The sequence below is a fragment of the Lolliginicoccus suaedae genome (genome assembly GCF_008312885.1).
Classification (GTDB): Bacteria; Actinomycetota; Actinomycetes; order Mycobacteriales; family Mycobacteriaceae; genus Lolliginicoccus; species Lolliginicoccus suaedae.
On sequence record NZ_VSSO01000001.1, the window covers coordinates 598,467 to 612,869 of the forward strand.

General features: G+C 67.4%; 15 protein-coding genes. 6 read left to right on the top strand and 9 right to left on the bottom strand.

The features are described 5' to 3' along the window. Positions 1–4: 4 nt before the first annotated feature. A complete protein-coding gene (locus tag FXO18_RS02735; protein ID WP_149359519.1) occupies positions 5–415 on the bottom strand; it encodes a four-helix bundle copper-binding protein in 411 nt (136 codons plus the stop codon). 150 nt (positions 416–565) lie between these two features. Here FXO18_RS02735 and FXO18_RS02740 point away from each other — a divergent pair, with 150 nt between their 5' ends. Next, on the top strand, positions 566–1,093 hold the full coding sequence (locus tag FXO18_RS02740) for a DUF421 domain-containing protein (RefSeq protein WP_149359520.1): 528 nt from the start codon (positions 566–568) through the stop codon (positions 1,091–1,093). A gap of 377 nt (positions 1,094–1,470) precedes the next feature. Here the strand turns inward: FXO18_RS02740 and FXO18_RS02745 are convergent, their stop codons facing one another. Further along, positions 1,471–1,932, bottom strand: coding sequence for a MarR family winged helix-turn-helix transcriptional regulator (locus tag FXO18_RS02745; RefSeq protein ID WP_235900403.1), 462 nt, complete (start codon positions 1,930–1,932; stop codon positions 1,471–1,473). 193 nt (positions 1,933–2,125) lie between these two features. On the opposite strand from FXO18_RS02745, the gene hchA reads away from it, so the two are divergent. After that, the gene (gene hchA / locus FXO18_RS02750; RefSeq protein WP_149359521.1) at positions 2,126–2,986 is read left to right on the top strand and encodes a glyoxalase III HchA; all 861 of its coding nucleotides are present in this window, start codon (positions 2,126–2,128) and stop codon (positions 2,984–2,986) included. 104 nt (positions 2,987–3,090) lie between these two features. Here the strand turns inward: hchA and FXO18_RS02755 are convergent, their stop codons facing one another. The 5 genes from FXO18_RS02755 to FXO18_RS02775 are packed head-to-tail and all read right to left on the bottom strand — an operon-like array spanning position 3,091 to position 8,010. Next, on the bottom strand, positions 3,091–3,912 hold the full coding sequence (locus FXO18_RS02755; protein ID WP_149359522.1) for an SDR family oxidoreductase: 822 nt from the start codon (positions 3,910–3,912) through the stop codon (positions 3,091–3,093). Further along, complete coding sequence (locus FXO18_RS02760) at positions 3,909–4,934, bottom strand: crotonase/enoyl-CoA hydratase family protein (RefSeq protein ID WP_235900471.1); 1,026 nt, start codon at positions 4,932–4,934, stop codon at positions 3,909–3,911. The genes FXO18_RS02755 and FXO18_RS02760 overlap by 4 nt, the downstream gene beginning before the upstream one ends. Before the next feature lie 19 nt (positions 4,935–4,953). Then, positions 4,954–5,739 carry a crotonase/enoyl-CoA hydratase family protein gene (locus FXO18_RS02765; protein WP_149359524.1) on the bottom strand — a complete coding sequence of 262 codons (786 nt, stop codon included), beginning with the start codon at positions 5,737–5,739 and terminating at the stop codon, positions 4,954–4,956. Next, positions 5,736–7,370, bottom strand: a complete 1,635-nt coding sequence (locus FXO18_RS02770) for an acyl-CoA dehydrogenase family protein (RefSeq protein WP_149359525.1) — start codon at positions 7,368–7,370, stop codon at positions 5,736–5,738. Before FXO18_RS02770 ends, FXO18_RS02765 begins: the two co-directional genes overlap by 4 nt. Then, positions 7,357–8,010 carry a TetR/AcrR family transcriptional regulator gene (locus FXO18_RS02775; protein WP_149359526.1) on the bottom strand — a complete coding sequence of 218 codons (654 nt, stop codon included), beginning with the start codon at positions 8,008–8,010 and terminating at the stop codon, positions 7,357–7,359. The genes FXO18_RS02770 and FXO18_RS02775 overlap by 14 nt, the downstream gene beginning before the upstream one ends. A gap of 79 nt (positions 8,011–8,089) precedes the next feature. Here FXO18_RS02775 and FXO18_RS02780 point away from each other — a divergent pair, with 79 nt between their 5' ends. Beyond that, positions 8,090–9,064, top strand: a complete 975-nt coding sequence (locus tag FXO18_RS02780) for an alpha/beta fold hydrolase (protein ID WP_149359527.1) — start codon at positions 8,090–8,092, stop codon at positions 9,062–9,064. Positions 9,065–9,153: 89 nt separating this feature from the next. After that, the gene (locus FXO18_RS02785; protein ID WP_149359528.1) at positions 9,154–9,708 is read left to right on the top strand and encodes a recombinase family protein; all 555 of its coding nucleotides are present in this window, start codon (positions 9,154–9,156) and stop codon (positions 9,706–9,708) included. Positions 9,709–9,725: 17 nt separating this feature from the next. Here the strand turns inward: FXO18_RS02785 and FXO18_RS02790 are convergent, their stop codons facing one another. Beyond that, positions 9,726–10,535: a glycoside hydrolase family 26 protein gene (locus FXO18_RS02790; RefSeq protein WP_187774147.1), complete on the bottom strand. Its 810-nt coding sequence runs from the start codon at positions 10,533–10,535 to the stop codon at positions 9,726–9,728. 206 nt (positions 10,536–10,741) lie between these two features. Here FXO18_RS02790 and FXO18_RS02795 point away from each other — a divergent pair, with 206 nt between their 5' ends. Together FXO18_RS02795 and FXO18_RS02800 are read left to right on the top strand one after the other, a co-directional pair. Then, positions 10,742–12,355, top strand: coding sequence for a glycosyltransferase family 2 protein (locus FXO18_RS02795; protein WP_187774148.1), 1,614 nt, complete (start codon positions 10,742–10,744; stop codon positions 12,353–12,355). Then, positions 12,352–13,899: an ArnT family glycosyltransferase gene (locus FXO18_RS02800; RefSeq protein ID WP_149359531.1), complete on the top strand. Its 1,548-nt coding sequence runs from the start codon at positions 12,352–12,354 to the stop codon at positions 13,897–13,899. The genes FXO18_RS02795 and FXO18_RS02800 overlap by 4 nt, the downstream gene beginning before the upstream one ends. A 4-nt stretch (positions 13,900–13,903) precedes the next feature. On the opposite strand, the gene FXO18_RS02805 is transcribed toward FXO18_RS02800, so the two are convergent. Then, positions 13,904–14,395, bottom strand: coding sequence for a cupredoxin domain-containing protein (locus FXO18_RS02805; RefSeq protein WP_149359532.1), 492 nt, complete (start codon positions 14,393–14,395; stop codon positions 13,904–13,906). Between the last annotated feature and the right edge of the window lie 8 nt (positions 14,396–14,403).

Here is a 14,403-nt window from a genome sequence, read left to right on the forward strand (position 1 = left end):
ACCGTCATCCGATGGCGGCGATGAGCTCCCGGCAGGCATCCTCGCAGCGGCGGCAGACGCGCGCGCAGGCGCGGCAGTGCTCGTACTGCTCGGCGTGGCCCTCGCAGTGCCGCGCGCACTCGTCGCAGGCGGCGCGGCAGGCATTGAGGGTGGCCTTCACGACTTGCGCGCTCGCGCCTCCCTGGCGGGAGACGATCTGCCCGGTCGCGCGGCAGATCGTGGCGCAATCGAGGTTTGCGGCGATGCAGCCGGTAAGGCTGGCCACCTCATCCTCGGCGAGGCAGGCGTCGGCGCAGGCAGTGCAGGCCTGCGCGCATTCGATGCACGCCTCGATGCAGGAGACGAGCGCGTCACGGTCCCCGGCGATGCGCACGGGGCCAGGGTGGGTCTCCAGCATGATCGATGGTGTGCCCATGATGTCCTCCTATGTCGTCCGTTCCTGGATGGCTGCGTGGCCTTTGGTCGGGCCGAGGTGTGCCTACCCGGGGCGGATGTGGGCAAACGTCGCGTCCTCGTCCTGACGCTCGTCCGGTTTGCCCGCATGGCGCGCGGGTAGCCGGAGCGCATGTGGTTCGACACGGTGGATGAACTTTTCCGCATCGTTGCTGTTGGCGCTGCCGCCTATGTGGTGCTCGTGGTGGTTCTGCGCGTCTCGGGCAAGCGAACGCTGGCCAAGCTGAATGCCTTCGATTTCGTCGTCACGGTGGCTCTCGGTTCCACGCTCGCGACGATCCTGCTGAGCTCGGAGGTCTCGTTTGTCGAGGGGGCGGTGGCGCTCGTGTTGCTCGCGGCGCTGCAGTTCATCGCGGCGCTGGTGAGCAGTCGTGTTCCCGGGGCGCGGGATGTGTTGACCTCCGTGCCCACGATGCTGCTCGAGGACGGGGAGCTCCACGAGGCTGCGCTGCGCTCCCAGCGGGTCTCGCCGGCGGAGGTGCGGCAGGCGGTGCGCTCGACGGGGCTCGGTGATCTCGCGGACGTGGCGGCCGTGGTGCTCGAGACGGACGGCTCGCTGAGCGTGATACCTGCGAGCTCGCGGGGCGGGGGCACCAGCTTGTCCGATGTGCGGGGGCGCGCGAAGGACAAGGGCTCCTAGCTGTTTCGGCTTGCTCCATCTTTCGTTCGTTGCGTCCGTTCGTTCGTGCGTTCGTCTCACAACAAAACGTCAATCGCCATGCAACGCCGTGATCTGCGGGTATCCCGCGAAGGCATTCGCGATGTTCCATAAACGTCCGTTTTTGGCACACAACGAACGAGCCCCTGGAGCCACATTGGCGACCAGGGACAACGATGGTGCAAAACCTTGTTTCATAACTAATGATGCGAAACTCAGCGATCTGGCGGGTTATGAAACATGCCCCGCACGAGGGGTGCTAGCAGGCGCGCGACCGGGCAACATGCCACGAGCGGAGCACCGAAGCCGCAGAAGCGAAATGAGCGGCGAAAAGAGGCCTGGGCCCGCGCGAGAGGCCCTCAGCGACCCCGAGAAGACGTGTCGTCCCGCGACAGGCGGGCCAGAAGCGACAGTGAATGAACGAACACCGCCCGGTCCTCGTCCCCGATGCCGTCGAAGAATGCCTGCTCCGCGCGCAGCACTTGCTGGGAGAGCTCCTGGTACCGGGTGATCCCCTCCGGGGTGGCGATCACGGTGCGGACCCTGCGGTCCCTGGGATCATCCTGGCGCTGCACGAAGCCCGCGCTCTGGAGGTCATCAACGAAGTACGGCATGACGGTCCGGTCGATGCCGAGGTAGTCGGCCAGCGCGTTCTGCGTCGGGATGCGCTTGTGGATGACGGTGTGCAGGAGCTGGTAGCCGCGGGCCCCTCTGGGGAAGGTCTCGAAGACTGGATCGACGATGGCCGCGTACCGGCGCCCGAGCATAGCGATGGACCATCCGAGGTCGCATGCCTCGCGCGCGGTGGTGTCTTCGCTCATCGCTTGATCGTACGACGCCCTGGTACGCGCCGTGTCGCTACGGTATGTTGCACATATGGTTGCAAACACAAACGATCGCGCCCGGGCCAGCGATGCCCCGGTCGCGCCCGGAGCATCCATCGGCATCGCTTGAGCACCTCGGAGGCCAATCGGCCCACCGGGCGCTGCAACGCTAGGAGAAGGAAACCCGAACATGGTTGACACCACCACAGATCGCAATCCCACGGCCGATCCCGCGGAGCACAATGCCTTCTTTCCATCCCCCTACTCGCTGAGCCAGTACACCGCGCCGAAGACCAACTTCGACGGCCTCGCCACCGACGAGAAGTACACCGGCGACCGGTGGAAGATCCTCGTGATCGCCACCGAGGAGCGCTACATGCTGATGGAGAACGGAACGTTCTTCTCCACCGGCAACCACCCTGTCGAGACGCTGCTGCCCCTGCACCACATGGCCGAGGCGGGCTACGGCATCGATGTCGCCACGGTCGGTGGCGCGCCCGGCAAGTTCGAGTGGTGGGCCTTCCCGAAGGAGGACGAGGCCATCAAGTCGGCCTGGCAGGCCACGAGCGAGGCGTTCAAGGCTCCCAAGCGGCTCGGGGACCTTCTCTCCGAGGGGCTCGACGACTACGCGGCGATCTTCATCCCCGGCGGGCACGGCGCGATGAACGGCATCCCGTTCAGCAAGGACGTCCAGCAGGTGTTGGATTTCTTCCTCGAGACGGATCGCCTCATCATCACCCTGTGCCACGGCCCTGCCGTGTTCCGCGCGGGCGGGCTCGATCGCGAGAAGAACCCATTCGCCGGGTACAAGATCGTGGCGTTCCCTGATTCTCTCGACTTCGGGGCAAACATCGAGATCGGCTACCTCCCCGGCTTGATGCCGTGGAAGCTCGGAGCCACCCTGGAGGCGGAGGGCATCGAGGTCGTCAACGACGACATGTCGGGCGCCACCACGCGCGACCGCAATGTACTGACCGGCGACAGCCCGCTCGCCGCCAACCAGCTCGGCAAGGAATCCGTCGCCGCGCTTCTGGAGAAGTTCGGCAACTGAGTCACGCGACCCTCGGTGCAAACGCGATAGCAGCCGCTCGAAATCCGGGTCGGCTTCTATCGCGTTTGGCAGTTTCTATCGCAGGTAGCGCAGTCGAGCACCCGCTAGTCGCCGCCTTCGAGCCGGGGACGCAGCTTCGCCCAGTAGGCCACAAGCTGCCGGGCAGCGAGTGCTGGCGCGAATCGCTGCACGAGAACGGCCCGGCGCGCATCGGGATGGGTGATGACGCGGTACCTGCCGCGATCGACCGCGTGCACGATCTGTCGCGCGACATCGGCCGCAGTGACCTTCGACGACTTCATGAGCTTGCCCATCAGCCCCACCATCGCAGGATCAGGACTGCGCATGCGGTCGCCGAGATTGGTGGCGAAGAATGACGGGCACACGACGGTGGTCCTGATCCCATAGGGCGCGAGCTCGTGCCGGAGCGTGTCCGACAGCGAGATGACCCCGGCCTTCGACACGTTGTACGACGCCATCCCGGGAACATTGAGCACCCCGGCCATCGAGGCGATGTTGACGATATGGCCGCTACCGGCCTGCTTGAACAGTGGTGTCACCGCGCGGCATCCGGCGACAACACCCATGAGGTTGATGTGCAGGATCCAGTCCCAGTCGCTGGCCGGGATCCGTTCGAACCGGCCCGCGGCGGCGACACCGGCATTGTTCACCAGGATATCGAGCCCGCCCCATTCCTCGGCGCACCACTGCACGGCATCAGCCCACGCGGATTCGTCGGTGACATCGAGCGCGCGGAACTCGACCACACCACCGGACTCAGCGAGCTCCGCGCGAGTGGCTTCGCCTGCCGTACCGTCGATGTCGGTCAGGAGCACCCGCGCGCCCGTGCGCAGGAACGCCACGGCGACTTCCTTGCCGAGGCCCGAGGCGCCGCCGGTCACCAGGACGCGCCTGCTCGCCGTCACGATTCCCTGCTCTCTTCCCCGCCCGACCGCGCCTGCTTGTGGTCACCGAAGGGTTCGTCGCGCTCGCGCACCGCCTCGCGGAAACCGACGGTGGCCGCGCGTTGCTGGAAGGCATAGCCCTCGCGGGTATGCCGGGAGACGCCGTCGAACACCGTGCTGATCATCCCGGAGTTGGCGACGCCCTGTGCCAGCAACGCGGAGTTGAGGGCGAGCTTGGCCATCATCAACTGGTTCACCGGCATCATCGCGATGCGGCCGACCAGGTCCTCGGTTCGTTCATCGAGCTCGTCGGCGGGCCAGGACTCGACAGCGAGGCCCCATTCCTGGGCTTGCTTGCCGTCGATGCAGTCGCCGGTGAACAGCATCCGCTTGGCGCGTTGATCGCCGATCCGGTGCGCCCACATGCCTGCGGCGGGAATGCCCCACACGCGGGTGGGCGGGTAGCCGATCTTTGTGTCGTCGGCGCAGATGATCTGGTCGCAGTACAGCGCGATGTCCGTGCCCCCGGCGACCGCGAATCCGTGCAGCTTGGCGACGGTCGGCTTGTTCGCGTGCAGCAACGACGCGAACCCCCGGTTGAAGCGGCTCATCATGGCGTAATCGGCCATCGGGTCCCACGTGCGCTGGGGGTCGTGATTGCTCGCCTGCACCCCTGGATCGAGGACGGTCCCGGCCACGCCATCCGGTCCGTCGGCGGAATCGAAACCGTTCTCGGCGAACACCTGCAGGTCATACCCGCCGCAGAATCCCTTGCCGCGCCCGGAGAGCAGCATGACGTGCACCCGCGGGTCGAGGTCCGCGCGCTCGACGGCGTGCGTGAGCTCGACGGGAGTGTCGGTGGTGATGGCGTTGCCGCGCTCTGGGCGGTTAAAGGTGATGCGGACAATGCGGCCATCGCGCTCATAGGTGAGGGTGCGATAGGCTCGCTCATCCTCGGGCGATGGGCGCCCGGCCCACGGTGAGCCGGGCGCATCAGCCCAGTTCTCCTGCCACGCGGCGGGCCGGTCGCCGGAATGCTCCATGTGGTCCACTTGCTTCCCTCTACTTGTCGGTCGCGCTGGAATCGGTGAAGCTGCCGTGGCGCCCGTGGCCGGAAGCGAACCTGCCCGCGCCGGAGAACGCATCGACGAGCGAGATCGTGCCGCGCCGCCATTCGTTGGCAATGGCCTCGTCGAGCGGCATGCTTTCCTGCTCGTAGCTCGATAGCCGGTCCTGCCTCATGCAGGTCTGCGGGAACCGCGCGAGCTGCTCGGCGAGCTCGATGGCCTCGTCGAGGGCTTTCCCGGCGGCGCTGATCCGGTTCGCGAGGCCCATCCGGTGGGCTTCCTCCGCACCGACGGGGCGACCGGTGAGGATCATGTCAAGGGCGTGCGACTGCCCGATCAGCCGGGGCAACCGGATCGTTCCGCCATCGATGAGGGGCACGCCCCAGCGCCGGCAGTACACCCCGAACGTGGCCTGCGGATCAGCCACCCGGAGGTCGGCCCAGATGGCGAGCTCGAGCCCACCGGCGACGGCGTACCCGTCAACGGCGGCGATCACGGGCTTGCCGAGCAGCAGACGGGTGGGGCCCATACCGGCTGGACCCTCGTCTCCAGGCTCCGCGATATCGATGTCTCCCTTGGCGACGGCCTTGAGGTCCGCTCCGGCGCAGAAGTTGCCGCCCGCGCCGTGGAGCACCGCGACGGAGGCACTGCCGTCGTTATCGAATTCCTGGAACGCGTCGGTCAGCGCGCGCGCGTGGTGATGGTCGACGGCGTTGCGGACCTCGGGGCGGTCGAGGGTGACGATCGTGATCGGCCCACGCTTCTCCACAGTGACGGTCATGCTCCCACCTCCGGGTTCGCGCGGTCGATGATCGTTGCGGTGTCGATGCCGGTGGGCAGGATGCCGAACACATCGCCCCAGTTCTCGCTCAACCGGCTCGCGGTGAACGCATCAGCCACGGCCGGGTTTCCGTATCGCACGAGCAGGGATCCCTGGAGCACCTTCGCCATCGCGCCGACGATGCTCCGAGCCCGGTATTGCATGGTGTCGAAGTCCGTGAACTGGGCCTCGAGCGCGGTGATCGCCTGGTCCAGCCGCTTGTCGGCCCCTGCTGCGGCGCGCACCTCGTCGAGGAACACTTCCAGCGTCTCGGGCTGCTTGGCCATCGCGCGCAGCGTGTCCAGGGCTGCGACGTTTCCGGAGCCTTCCCATACCGACAGCAACGGGGCCTCGCGGTAGATCCGCGGCATGCGGGACTCCTCCACGTAGCCGTTGCCGCCGAGGCATTCCAGTGCTTCGCCGGCGTGGACCGGGCCGCGCTTGCACACGTAGTACTTGGAGACGGCCAGGCTGATGCGGCGCAGCGCCGTCGCACGCTCATCGCCGCTGGTTGCCTTGTCGGTCAGATCAGCCAGCCACAGGCCGACCGTGGTAGCGGCCTCGGCCTCGACAGCAAGGTCGGCGAGCACGTTGCGCATCGCGGGCTGGTCGATGAGATAGGCACCGAAGGCTTGCCGGTGCGCGGCGTGGAAGGTGGCCTGCTGCACTCCCACGCGCATGAGGACACTGGTGCCGAGGGTGCAGTCGAGGCGGGTCATGTTGACCATCTCGATGATGGTGGGAACCCCGCGCCCCTCCTCGCCGACGCGCCAGCCGGTGGCGTTGTCGTACTCGATCTCGCTGGATGCGTTCGAGTGATTGCCGAGCTTGTCCTTGAGCCGCTGGAGCGCGATCGCGTTGCGCGTGCCGTCCGGGAGCACGCGCGGCACGAAGAAGCAGGTCAACCCAGCGTCTGTTTGCGCGAGGGTGAGGAAGAAGTCGGACATCGGCGCGGAGGTGAACCACTTGTGGCCGGTGATGCGGTAGCTGCCGTCGGGCTGGAGGACAGCGCGGGTGGTGTTGGCCCGCACGTCCGAGCCGCCCTGCTTCTCGGTCATCGACATGCCCGCGAGCAGTGACTTCTTGGTGTCGGGCGGCGCGAGGACGGGATCGTAGGAGCGGGTCGCGAGCAGGTGCTCGTACCGCGCGGAGAGCTCCGGATTGTGCCGCAGCGCCGGGACGACGGCGTAGGTCATCGAGATGGGGCACTGGTGGCCGGCGTCTGCTTGGCCCCACGTGATCAGCTTCGCCGCGCGGGCGAGGTGCGGGCTGGGGGCCGTGTCGATCCACGGTGAGCCGTGCAGGCCGAGGCTCGTCGCGCGGGTCATCAGCTCGTGGTAGGCGGGATCGTAGGCGACCTCATCGATGCGGAAGCCGTACCGGTCGTGGGTCTTGAGCACCGGGGGGTGCGCCTCGGCGAGGTCACCGAGATCAAGCGCGTGCTGGGTGCTGGCGAGCGCTCCAGCGTGCTCCACTTCTGGCCAGCGCTCGAGCGCGCCAGCCCGTTCTAGGGCCTCGGCGATCGGTGGATAGCTGGCCGGATTGTGGCCGGTGGCCTGCACTGCTTGGTTGAGCACTTCATGGGTGGGCATGGCTGGCGTCCTCGCGGGGGTTGGGGGTCGGTGCGGTCGTGGCGCCGAGGGCGCGGGAGACGAATGCCTCGAGCTCGGCGATGGTCGCGGACGGGTCGGCGTGATGCGTGAGCGGCGCGAGCAGGACGTCGTTGATCGCCCCGACGATCGCGGCGCCGGTGATGCTCGCGTTCTGATGCGGGAAGTCGCCGCGCTCGATCCCAGCGGTGACGACGTGGGCGAACAGGTCGGTGAATGCCGCGCGGAACACGAGTCGCTCGGCGTCGACGAGCGGGTCGACGGGTTCGGCGAGCAGCGCGTAGGCGAGCCTCGGTGATTTCAGCGCGCGGTGGCAGAACGTGCGCACGGCGGCGAGCGCCGCATGATGTGGCCCGTGCTGGGCGAGCGCGCGATGGCCGGCCTCCGTCACCGCAGTGACTTCCCGGGCGACCGCCTTGCGGAATACCTCGGCGAACAGCTCCCCCTTGCTGGGGAAGAACCGGTATGTCGTGCCGGTGGCGACCCCTGCCCGCTCGGCGACGCGGGCCATCGAGCATCCGGCGTAGCCGTGGTCGTGGATGAGCTCGGTCGCGGCGGTGACGATGGCACGCTTGGTCTCGTCGAGCCGGGCCTTGACTGCTGGTGTCTGGCGGTACACCATAGAAGAAGTGAACACCAGTTCATAGCTTGGGTCAAGGAGTGGCGGCCGATGCGGCATGCTCCGGGCGTAGCCTGGGGCGATGCGGTACACCGACTGGGGTGAGCGCGTCGGGCGCTGGTCCGGAATTCGCAGCGAGACAGTCAATGTGCACGGCACGGAGGTGCACTACCTGGTAACCGATCGGACGCGGCCGCCAGCTGCGCCGGTCCACCTGCTCGTTCCCGGCGCAGCTGGCGGCGCCTCGCAGTGGCTCGATGTGCTCGCGGAACTGCGGCCACGCGCGCACGCGATCGCGATAGACCTGCCCGGCACACTGGCCGGCCACACTGCGCTGCCGAACCGGCGCGCGGCAGGCATCGAGGCCAACGCGGCGTTCCTGCGTGATTTCACCGACGCGCTCGAGCTCGACCAGCTCGTGGTTCACGGCTGGTCGGCGGGCGGGATGATCGCGTTGCTGTTCGCCGACCAGTCACCCGAACGGGTAGATGCGCTCGTGCTGGTGGCGCCGGCGCTTCCTCCCCCGCTGAGCCGCCGCGAGGCGCGCATGTGGACAACCCTCGGCAGGGCGGGATTGGCCCTCGTCGCGCCGGTCGCCCGTGTGCTGCTATGTCTTTTGGGGCGGCGCATCCTCGCAGCTTCGCAGCGGCAACTGGCCGATCCCGCGTCGATTGCGGACAAGAAATGGAATACGGGCGGTGACATGACGAGAATGTCGCCGGAAATCATGGGTCTCATGCGGGACGAGATGTCGGCGGTCGAGGGGAAGCGAATGGGCAGCATGGTCACGGTATATGCCTCGCTGATGTCGCTGATCCTCGTCCGGCGGGGATCCGCTCTCGATGCGATGCGCCGCGTCACGGCGCCGACCCTCCTGGTCGTGGGCGATGAGGATCGTCTCGCTCCCCACGCGTCGCTCGATGACTGGACCGCGCAGCGGCCCGACTGGAACGTGGTGGTCCTGATCGGTGTGGGTCACGCGCCGCCGCTCGAGGTCCCCGCCGATTACGCTCGCACGGTCATCGACTGGTGTGATTCACGGGTTCACGACCAGTAGGGCTACGCGGCGCCCTTGCTCAGCGGATGCGCGCATGGCGCCGTGTGCCTAAAACCCCTCGCGGCCTAGTTGTGCAACACTTGCCCATCATGGGCGAACTCCTCGGCTACGCGCGCGTGAGCACCACCGACCAGACCACTAGCCTCCAGCAGGATGCGCTCAACGCCATTGGCTGCTACCGCATCTGGACCGAGACCGGGAGCGGCGCGAGCACCACCCGCCCGCAGCTTGCCGCGATCCTCGACGCGCTGCGCCCCGGTGACACCCTCGTCGTGTGGCGGCTCGACCGGCTCGGCCGCTCCCTTCCCCACCTCATCCAGACCGTCGAGGACCTCAACGCCCGCGGCGTCGGCTTCAAGTCCCTCACCGAGTCCATCGACACCACCACCCCCGGTGGCAAACTGATCTTCCACATCTTCGGTGCGCTCGCGGAGTTCGAGCGCAACCTCATCCGCGAGCGCACCAATGCAGGCCTCGCCGCGGCCCGGTCCCGCGGCCGCACGGGTGGCCGCCCCCCTAAGCTCACCCCGGCCAAGCTGCGGCAGGCCAAGCGGATGCGCGAGTCCGGGGCGACGCTCGCCGAGATCGCCGATGTCGTGGATGTCTCGCGCACCACGCTCTATCGGCACCTGTCGAAGGCATAGCTACCCAGGGCATATAGCTACCAGGTGGCCAGCGCGTCGCGGAGCGCATCGACCGTCCCCGACTCCTGCTCGATCCGCCAGTCGAATCGCTTGGCGAAGTCGAACAGGAGCAGGCCCTCGACCCCCTCCGCGCGCAAGTACTCGACAAGGGTGTCCATCCACGCGGCCTTGTCGCCGTAGGAGGCGTCGGCGCCAGTCTCGTAGATCCAGATCGGGATGTCCGGCGCGATCGCTCGCGCGGTATCGATCGCGGGGCCGAATAGCTGGGCGGGCTCGCTCCATGCCCCACCATCGGCCACGGCATAGCCATCGAGGCCGATGATATCCACATATTTGTTACCGGGAAATGAACGGACGAGGTCGTGCTGGCCCCCGGAATCCCCGTCGGAATGCACGTTCGGGGACCACACCCACTGCACATTAGTGGCTCCCGCACTGTCGAAAACGGAACGCACATGCTGGAACGCTTCTCGATAGTCCTGGGGATCATTGCTATTAGTGGTGGTGGCCCACGGGTACCAGTCCCCGTTCATCTCGTGCGCGAAGCGCATGTAGAGCGGGCGACCGTCGGCCGCGAGCACGCGGGCCCAGGTCTCGATGTAGGGATCATGCTCGCCTCGTGCAATGGCGGCAAGCCGGTAGCGCGGCTGCTCGATGCCTGCCGCCGGGTTCCAGGGCTCCCAGGTGATGGAGGGCGTGGCACCGGCGCCATGGATGCGGTCGAGGATCTCCGCGCTGGGTTCCCTCCTCCATTCCCAGGCCTCGTAGAAATTAACCACATCAAGGTTCCGGTTCAGAATGGCGGATAAATCGATCGAGGAATCCACGCCACCACCGGGGCCGTCCGCGGACAGCCCGAATACCCTGCCCCGAGAATTACTGTCATTGGAAATGACGACAATCAGAACTATTGCGCTAATTGCCACGAAAGCCATGCCTATGAACCGTGTCACGTTCATCTTCACTGCACATTCCCGCTCCCTCTATGATTCCCCTCAGAATCACGCGCGTCCACGAATTCCGGGGGAACTTTATGGCTACAATAACCAGGCGAGGGGTCGCTCCGCAGGGTACGGGCACGACCACCACCGCACCAGCGATCGCCCCTGCCCGCACGGGCACCAGCTTCCTCCCGTCGCCGCCGAGCGATCACGACAAGCTCTCCTACCTCGAGCCGCACCAGCGGTGGGTCCCCGTCGTATCGGCATTCGGTGGCCTCCTGACCATCGCTAGCCTGGTCCTGCTCGTCGAGGCGCGCCCCTGGGCCCTGCCGCTGCTTCCCATCCTCCTGCTCAGCTCCGCCGCGCTCGTGATCTCGTTCCTCTCCGCGCGGCGCAAGAGGCGCGACACCGTGGCGAGCCACCGCGCGATCATCGAGTCCTGGAGGCCCGCGTCGATCCCCTCCGTCGACGTCTTCCTCCCGAGCGCTGGCGAGCCACTCGATGTCCTCGACAACACTTACCATCACGTCGCGCGCCTCGAATGGAACGGGGAGCTGCGTGTCCATGTCCTCGATGACTCCGCCCGCTCCTCGGTCAAGCAACTCGCCGAGTCCTACGGGTTCATCTATCGCTCCAGGCCCGATCGCGGGCACCTGAAGAAGGCGGGCAACCTGCGGCATGGGTTCGACAACTCCACCGGCGACATCATCGCCGTGCTCGACGCCGACTTCGTCCCGCGGCCCGACTACCTGCGGGAGCTTGTGCCCTACCTCGACGATCAGAAGCTCGGCATCGTCCAGAGCCCGCAGTACTTCGATGTAGATCCCTCGATGAACTGGGTCCAGCATGCCGCGGGCGCGACGCAGATCCTGTTCTATCGCTGGATCCAGCCCTCCCGCGACGCCAGCAACGCACCGATCTGCGTGGGCACATGCGCCTTGTACCGCCGCTCGGCGCTCGCCGCCGCGGGAGGGTTCGCCCAGATCGGCCACAGCGAGGACGTCCACACCGGCGTCCAGGTCATGAACGGCGGCTACCAGGTCCGCTACGTGCCGGTCGTGCTCGCGAAAGGACTGTGCCCCGACGATCTCGACCAGTTCGTCAGCCAGCAGTACCGCTGGTGCACGGGCTCGATGAGCCTCCTGCGCAGCAAGCCGTTCCACGCCATGAGGCTGAGCATCATGCAGCGCGTCTGCTACTGGGCGGGCTTCCTGTACTACATCACCACCGGCATCGGCGTGATGGTCGTCGCGCTGCCACCGATCCTGATGGCGCTCATCGCCCCCGAGGCCGTCGAGGTCCGCAACTACGTGCTGGTGCTGCTCGCGCTGATCGTCCGGATGGGACTCGTTCCCATCGTCACGCTCGAGAAGGAAAGCTTCTTCCGCCTCACCCGCATCCAGGCCACGTACTCCTTCGCCCACGCCATCGCCCTGCTCGACGCTGTCCGGGGTCGCGCTGATTCCTGGCAGGCCACCGGGATCAGGGGTCCTCGCACCACCACGGCAGCGCGCGTGCGGCGCCTCGCCATCGCGACCATCGCCACCACCCAGGTGCTGCTGTGGGCCACGATCCTGTGGCGCGCCCCCACGTTCGGCTGGATCGACTACGCCCCGATGGCGCTGCTCGCCGCGCTCGGCCTGTACACCTTGTTCCCGCTGCTGCTGTGGCGGTCCGGAACCACCACGAACGGAGCGCGCTCATGACCATCGCTCTGGCCGCACCAGCCCCCAGCCAGCCGCTACCCGCGATTCTCGACCAGCACGGCCGGTGGCGAGCGCCGTGGCACCTCGCGCTCCTCGCCACCGCTTCCGCGATCCTGGCAGTCCTCGCGTGGCGGCCAGGCTCGAACAGCAATGCATTCCAGGACGAGGGCCTCTACCTCTACATGGGCCACCGCGTGATCGACAGCCTGCTCGGCGGCGGCCTCGTCCATGAGTACCCGGGAACGTACTTCTCCGGGGCGCCCCAGTTCTACCCCGTGCTCGGCGCGGTCGCCGATTCGATCGGTGGGCTAGCGGGCGCCCGGCTGCTGAGCCTGCTGCTGATGATCGTCGCTGTGATCGCCATCGACGGGATCGGGCGCCAGCTGTTCGGCCCCGTCGCGGGAATCACCGGCGCGCTCGCGTTCGCCGTCGCTGGCCCAGTCATCTTCGTCGCTCACCTCGCGACGTTTGATGCACTGGCGATCATGCTGCTCTCGCTCGCCACCTGGTGGACCGTCCACAGCGCCCGCCACGACGGACTGCTCGCGGGGCCTCTGGTCGGCGCGATCCTGGCGGCAGCGTTCCTCGCCAAGTACGGCGCGATCGCCTACCTGCCGGGGATCGCGGCCCTCGGCACCATCCTGGCCTGGCGCCGTCTCGGTCCGACCGCTCTCTGGCGCGGGTTCCTCGTCCTCGCCAGTGCCGCCGTGGTCACCTTGTTCGTCACCCTCGTCTGGTGGCATGGGCTCGCCGGGGGCATGATGGCCACCACCTTCGACCGTGCTCCCATGTCCATTGCCAGCACTGGCTCCCTGCTGGGCTCGGTGACCCAGTGGGCCGGCCCGTGGCTTGCCCTCGCCGCTGCGGGCGCGGTCGTAGCGGCAGCGCGGCGCCAGCCGGCCATCGCGACGCTCCTGCTCGCTATGTCGGTGATCGCGATCGTCCAGCACCTCCGCATCGGCGAGGCGACGTCCTTGCCGAAGCACCTGGCCTTCGGCCTGGTGTTCGCCGCTCCGCTCATCGGTTGCTTTCTCGCCATGCTCATCGGCGCGCGGCGTCGCGCGGGCACCGTCGTCGTCGCGCTGGCCATCGCCCTGCTAGCGGTTAGCGGTGCGGCGACATCGATGCGATTGATGACCACGTGGGTCGACGATTCCGGGATCCTGCCCGTGCTCGAGCAACGAGCGCTCGATGCTCCCGGCAAGGTCGTCCTCGGCGAGGAGCCATCCGCCCAGCGCTACGCGCTGCGCGGCACCTACGAGCCCCTCCAATGGACCGATACGTTCGGGTTCCGCTATGGCGGACTCACCGGTCCCGCCGCGTACTTCCTCGCGATCGATCAGTCCCACTTCGGGACGATCTACCTGACCACGAACACCCCCAATGGCAGGCTCGTCCAGCAGTACCTGGCCGAGGGCGGGACTCCCTATCGCTACGCGGGCGCTGTCCCCTTCACCAGGCGGGGCGAGGACGCGGGCCAGTACCTGGTGTGGGTGCCCAGCGCCGAGGAGGCTGGTTCCGAGCTGATCCTCGGGCCCCGCTAGCGCCCTACTCGACGATGACGGTGGCCGTCATCCGCGGATGGTAGAAGCACACGTAGTCATAGGTGCCCGGCTCGGTGAAGGTGCGACTGTAGGACTGGCCCTGCGTGAGGTCGCCGGACTCGGTTCCGTCGGTGAAGTCGACGGTGTGCAGGGAGTCATCCTTCTGCACCCAGGTGATGGTGGACCCCACGGGCACGGTGAGGGTGCCGGGCTCGAACTCGAAGCCGATGATATCGACAGTGCGCTGCACAGGGTCGGCCTGCTGCGCTGGCGCTGGCGGCGGGGCCTGGGTGGTCGTCGTCGGCGAGACAGGCTCCGGTGCATCGGGAGAGGGTGTCGCAGGCGCGGTGGTCTCCCCCTCCGCGCTGGTGGTAGCTGCCACGCTGGACGTGCTCGCGGCCGTCCCGGTGGTGCCGGTGCTGATGGTGTCGTCGGCGCCGCATCCGGCGAGCAGCATGGTCGCGGCGAATGTTGAAGCGAGGATCGTTCTGCGCATGGCGTTCT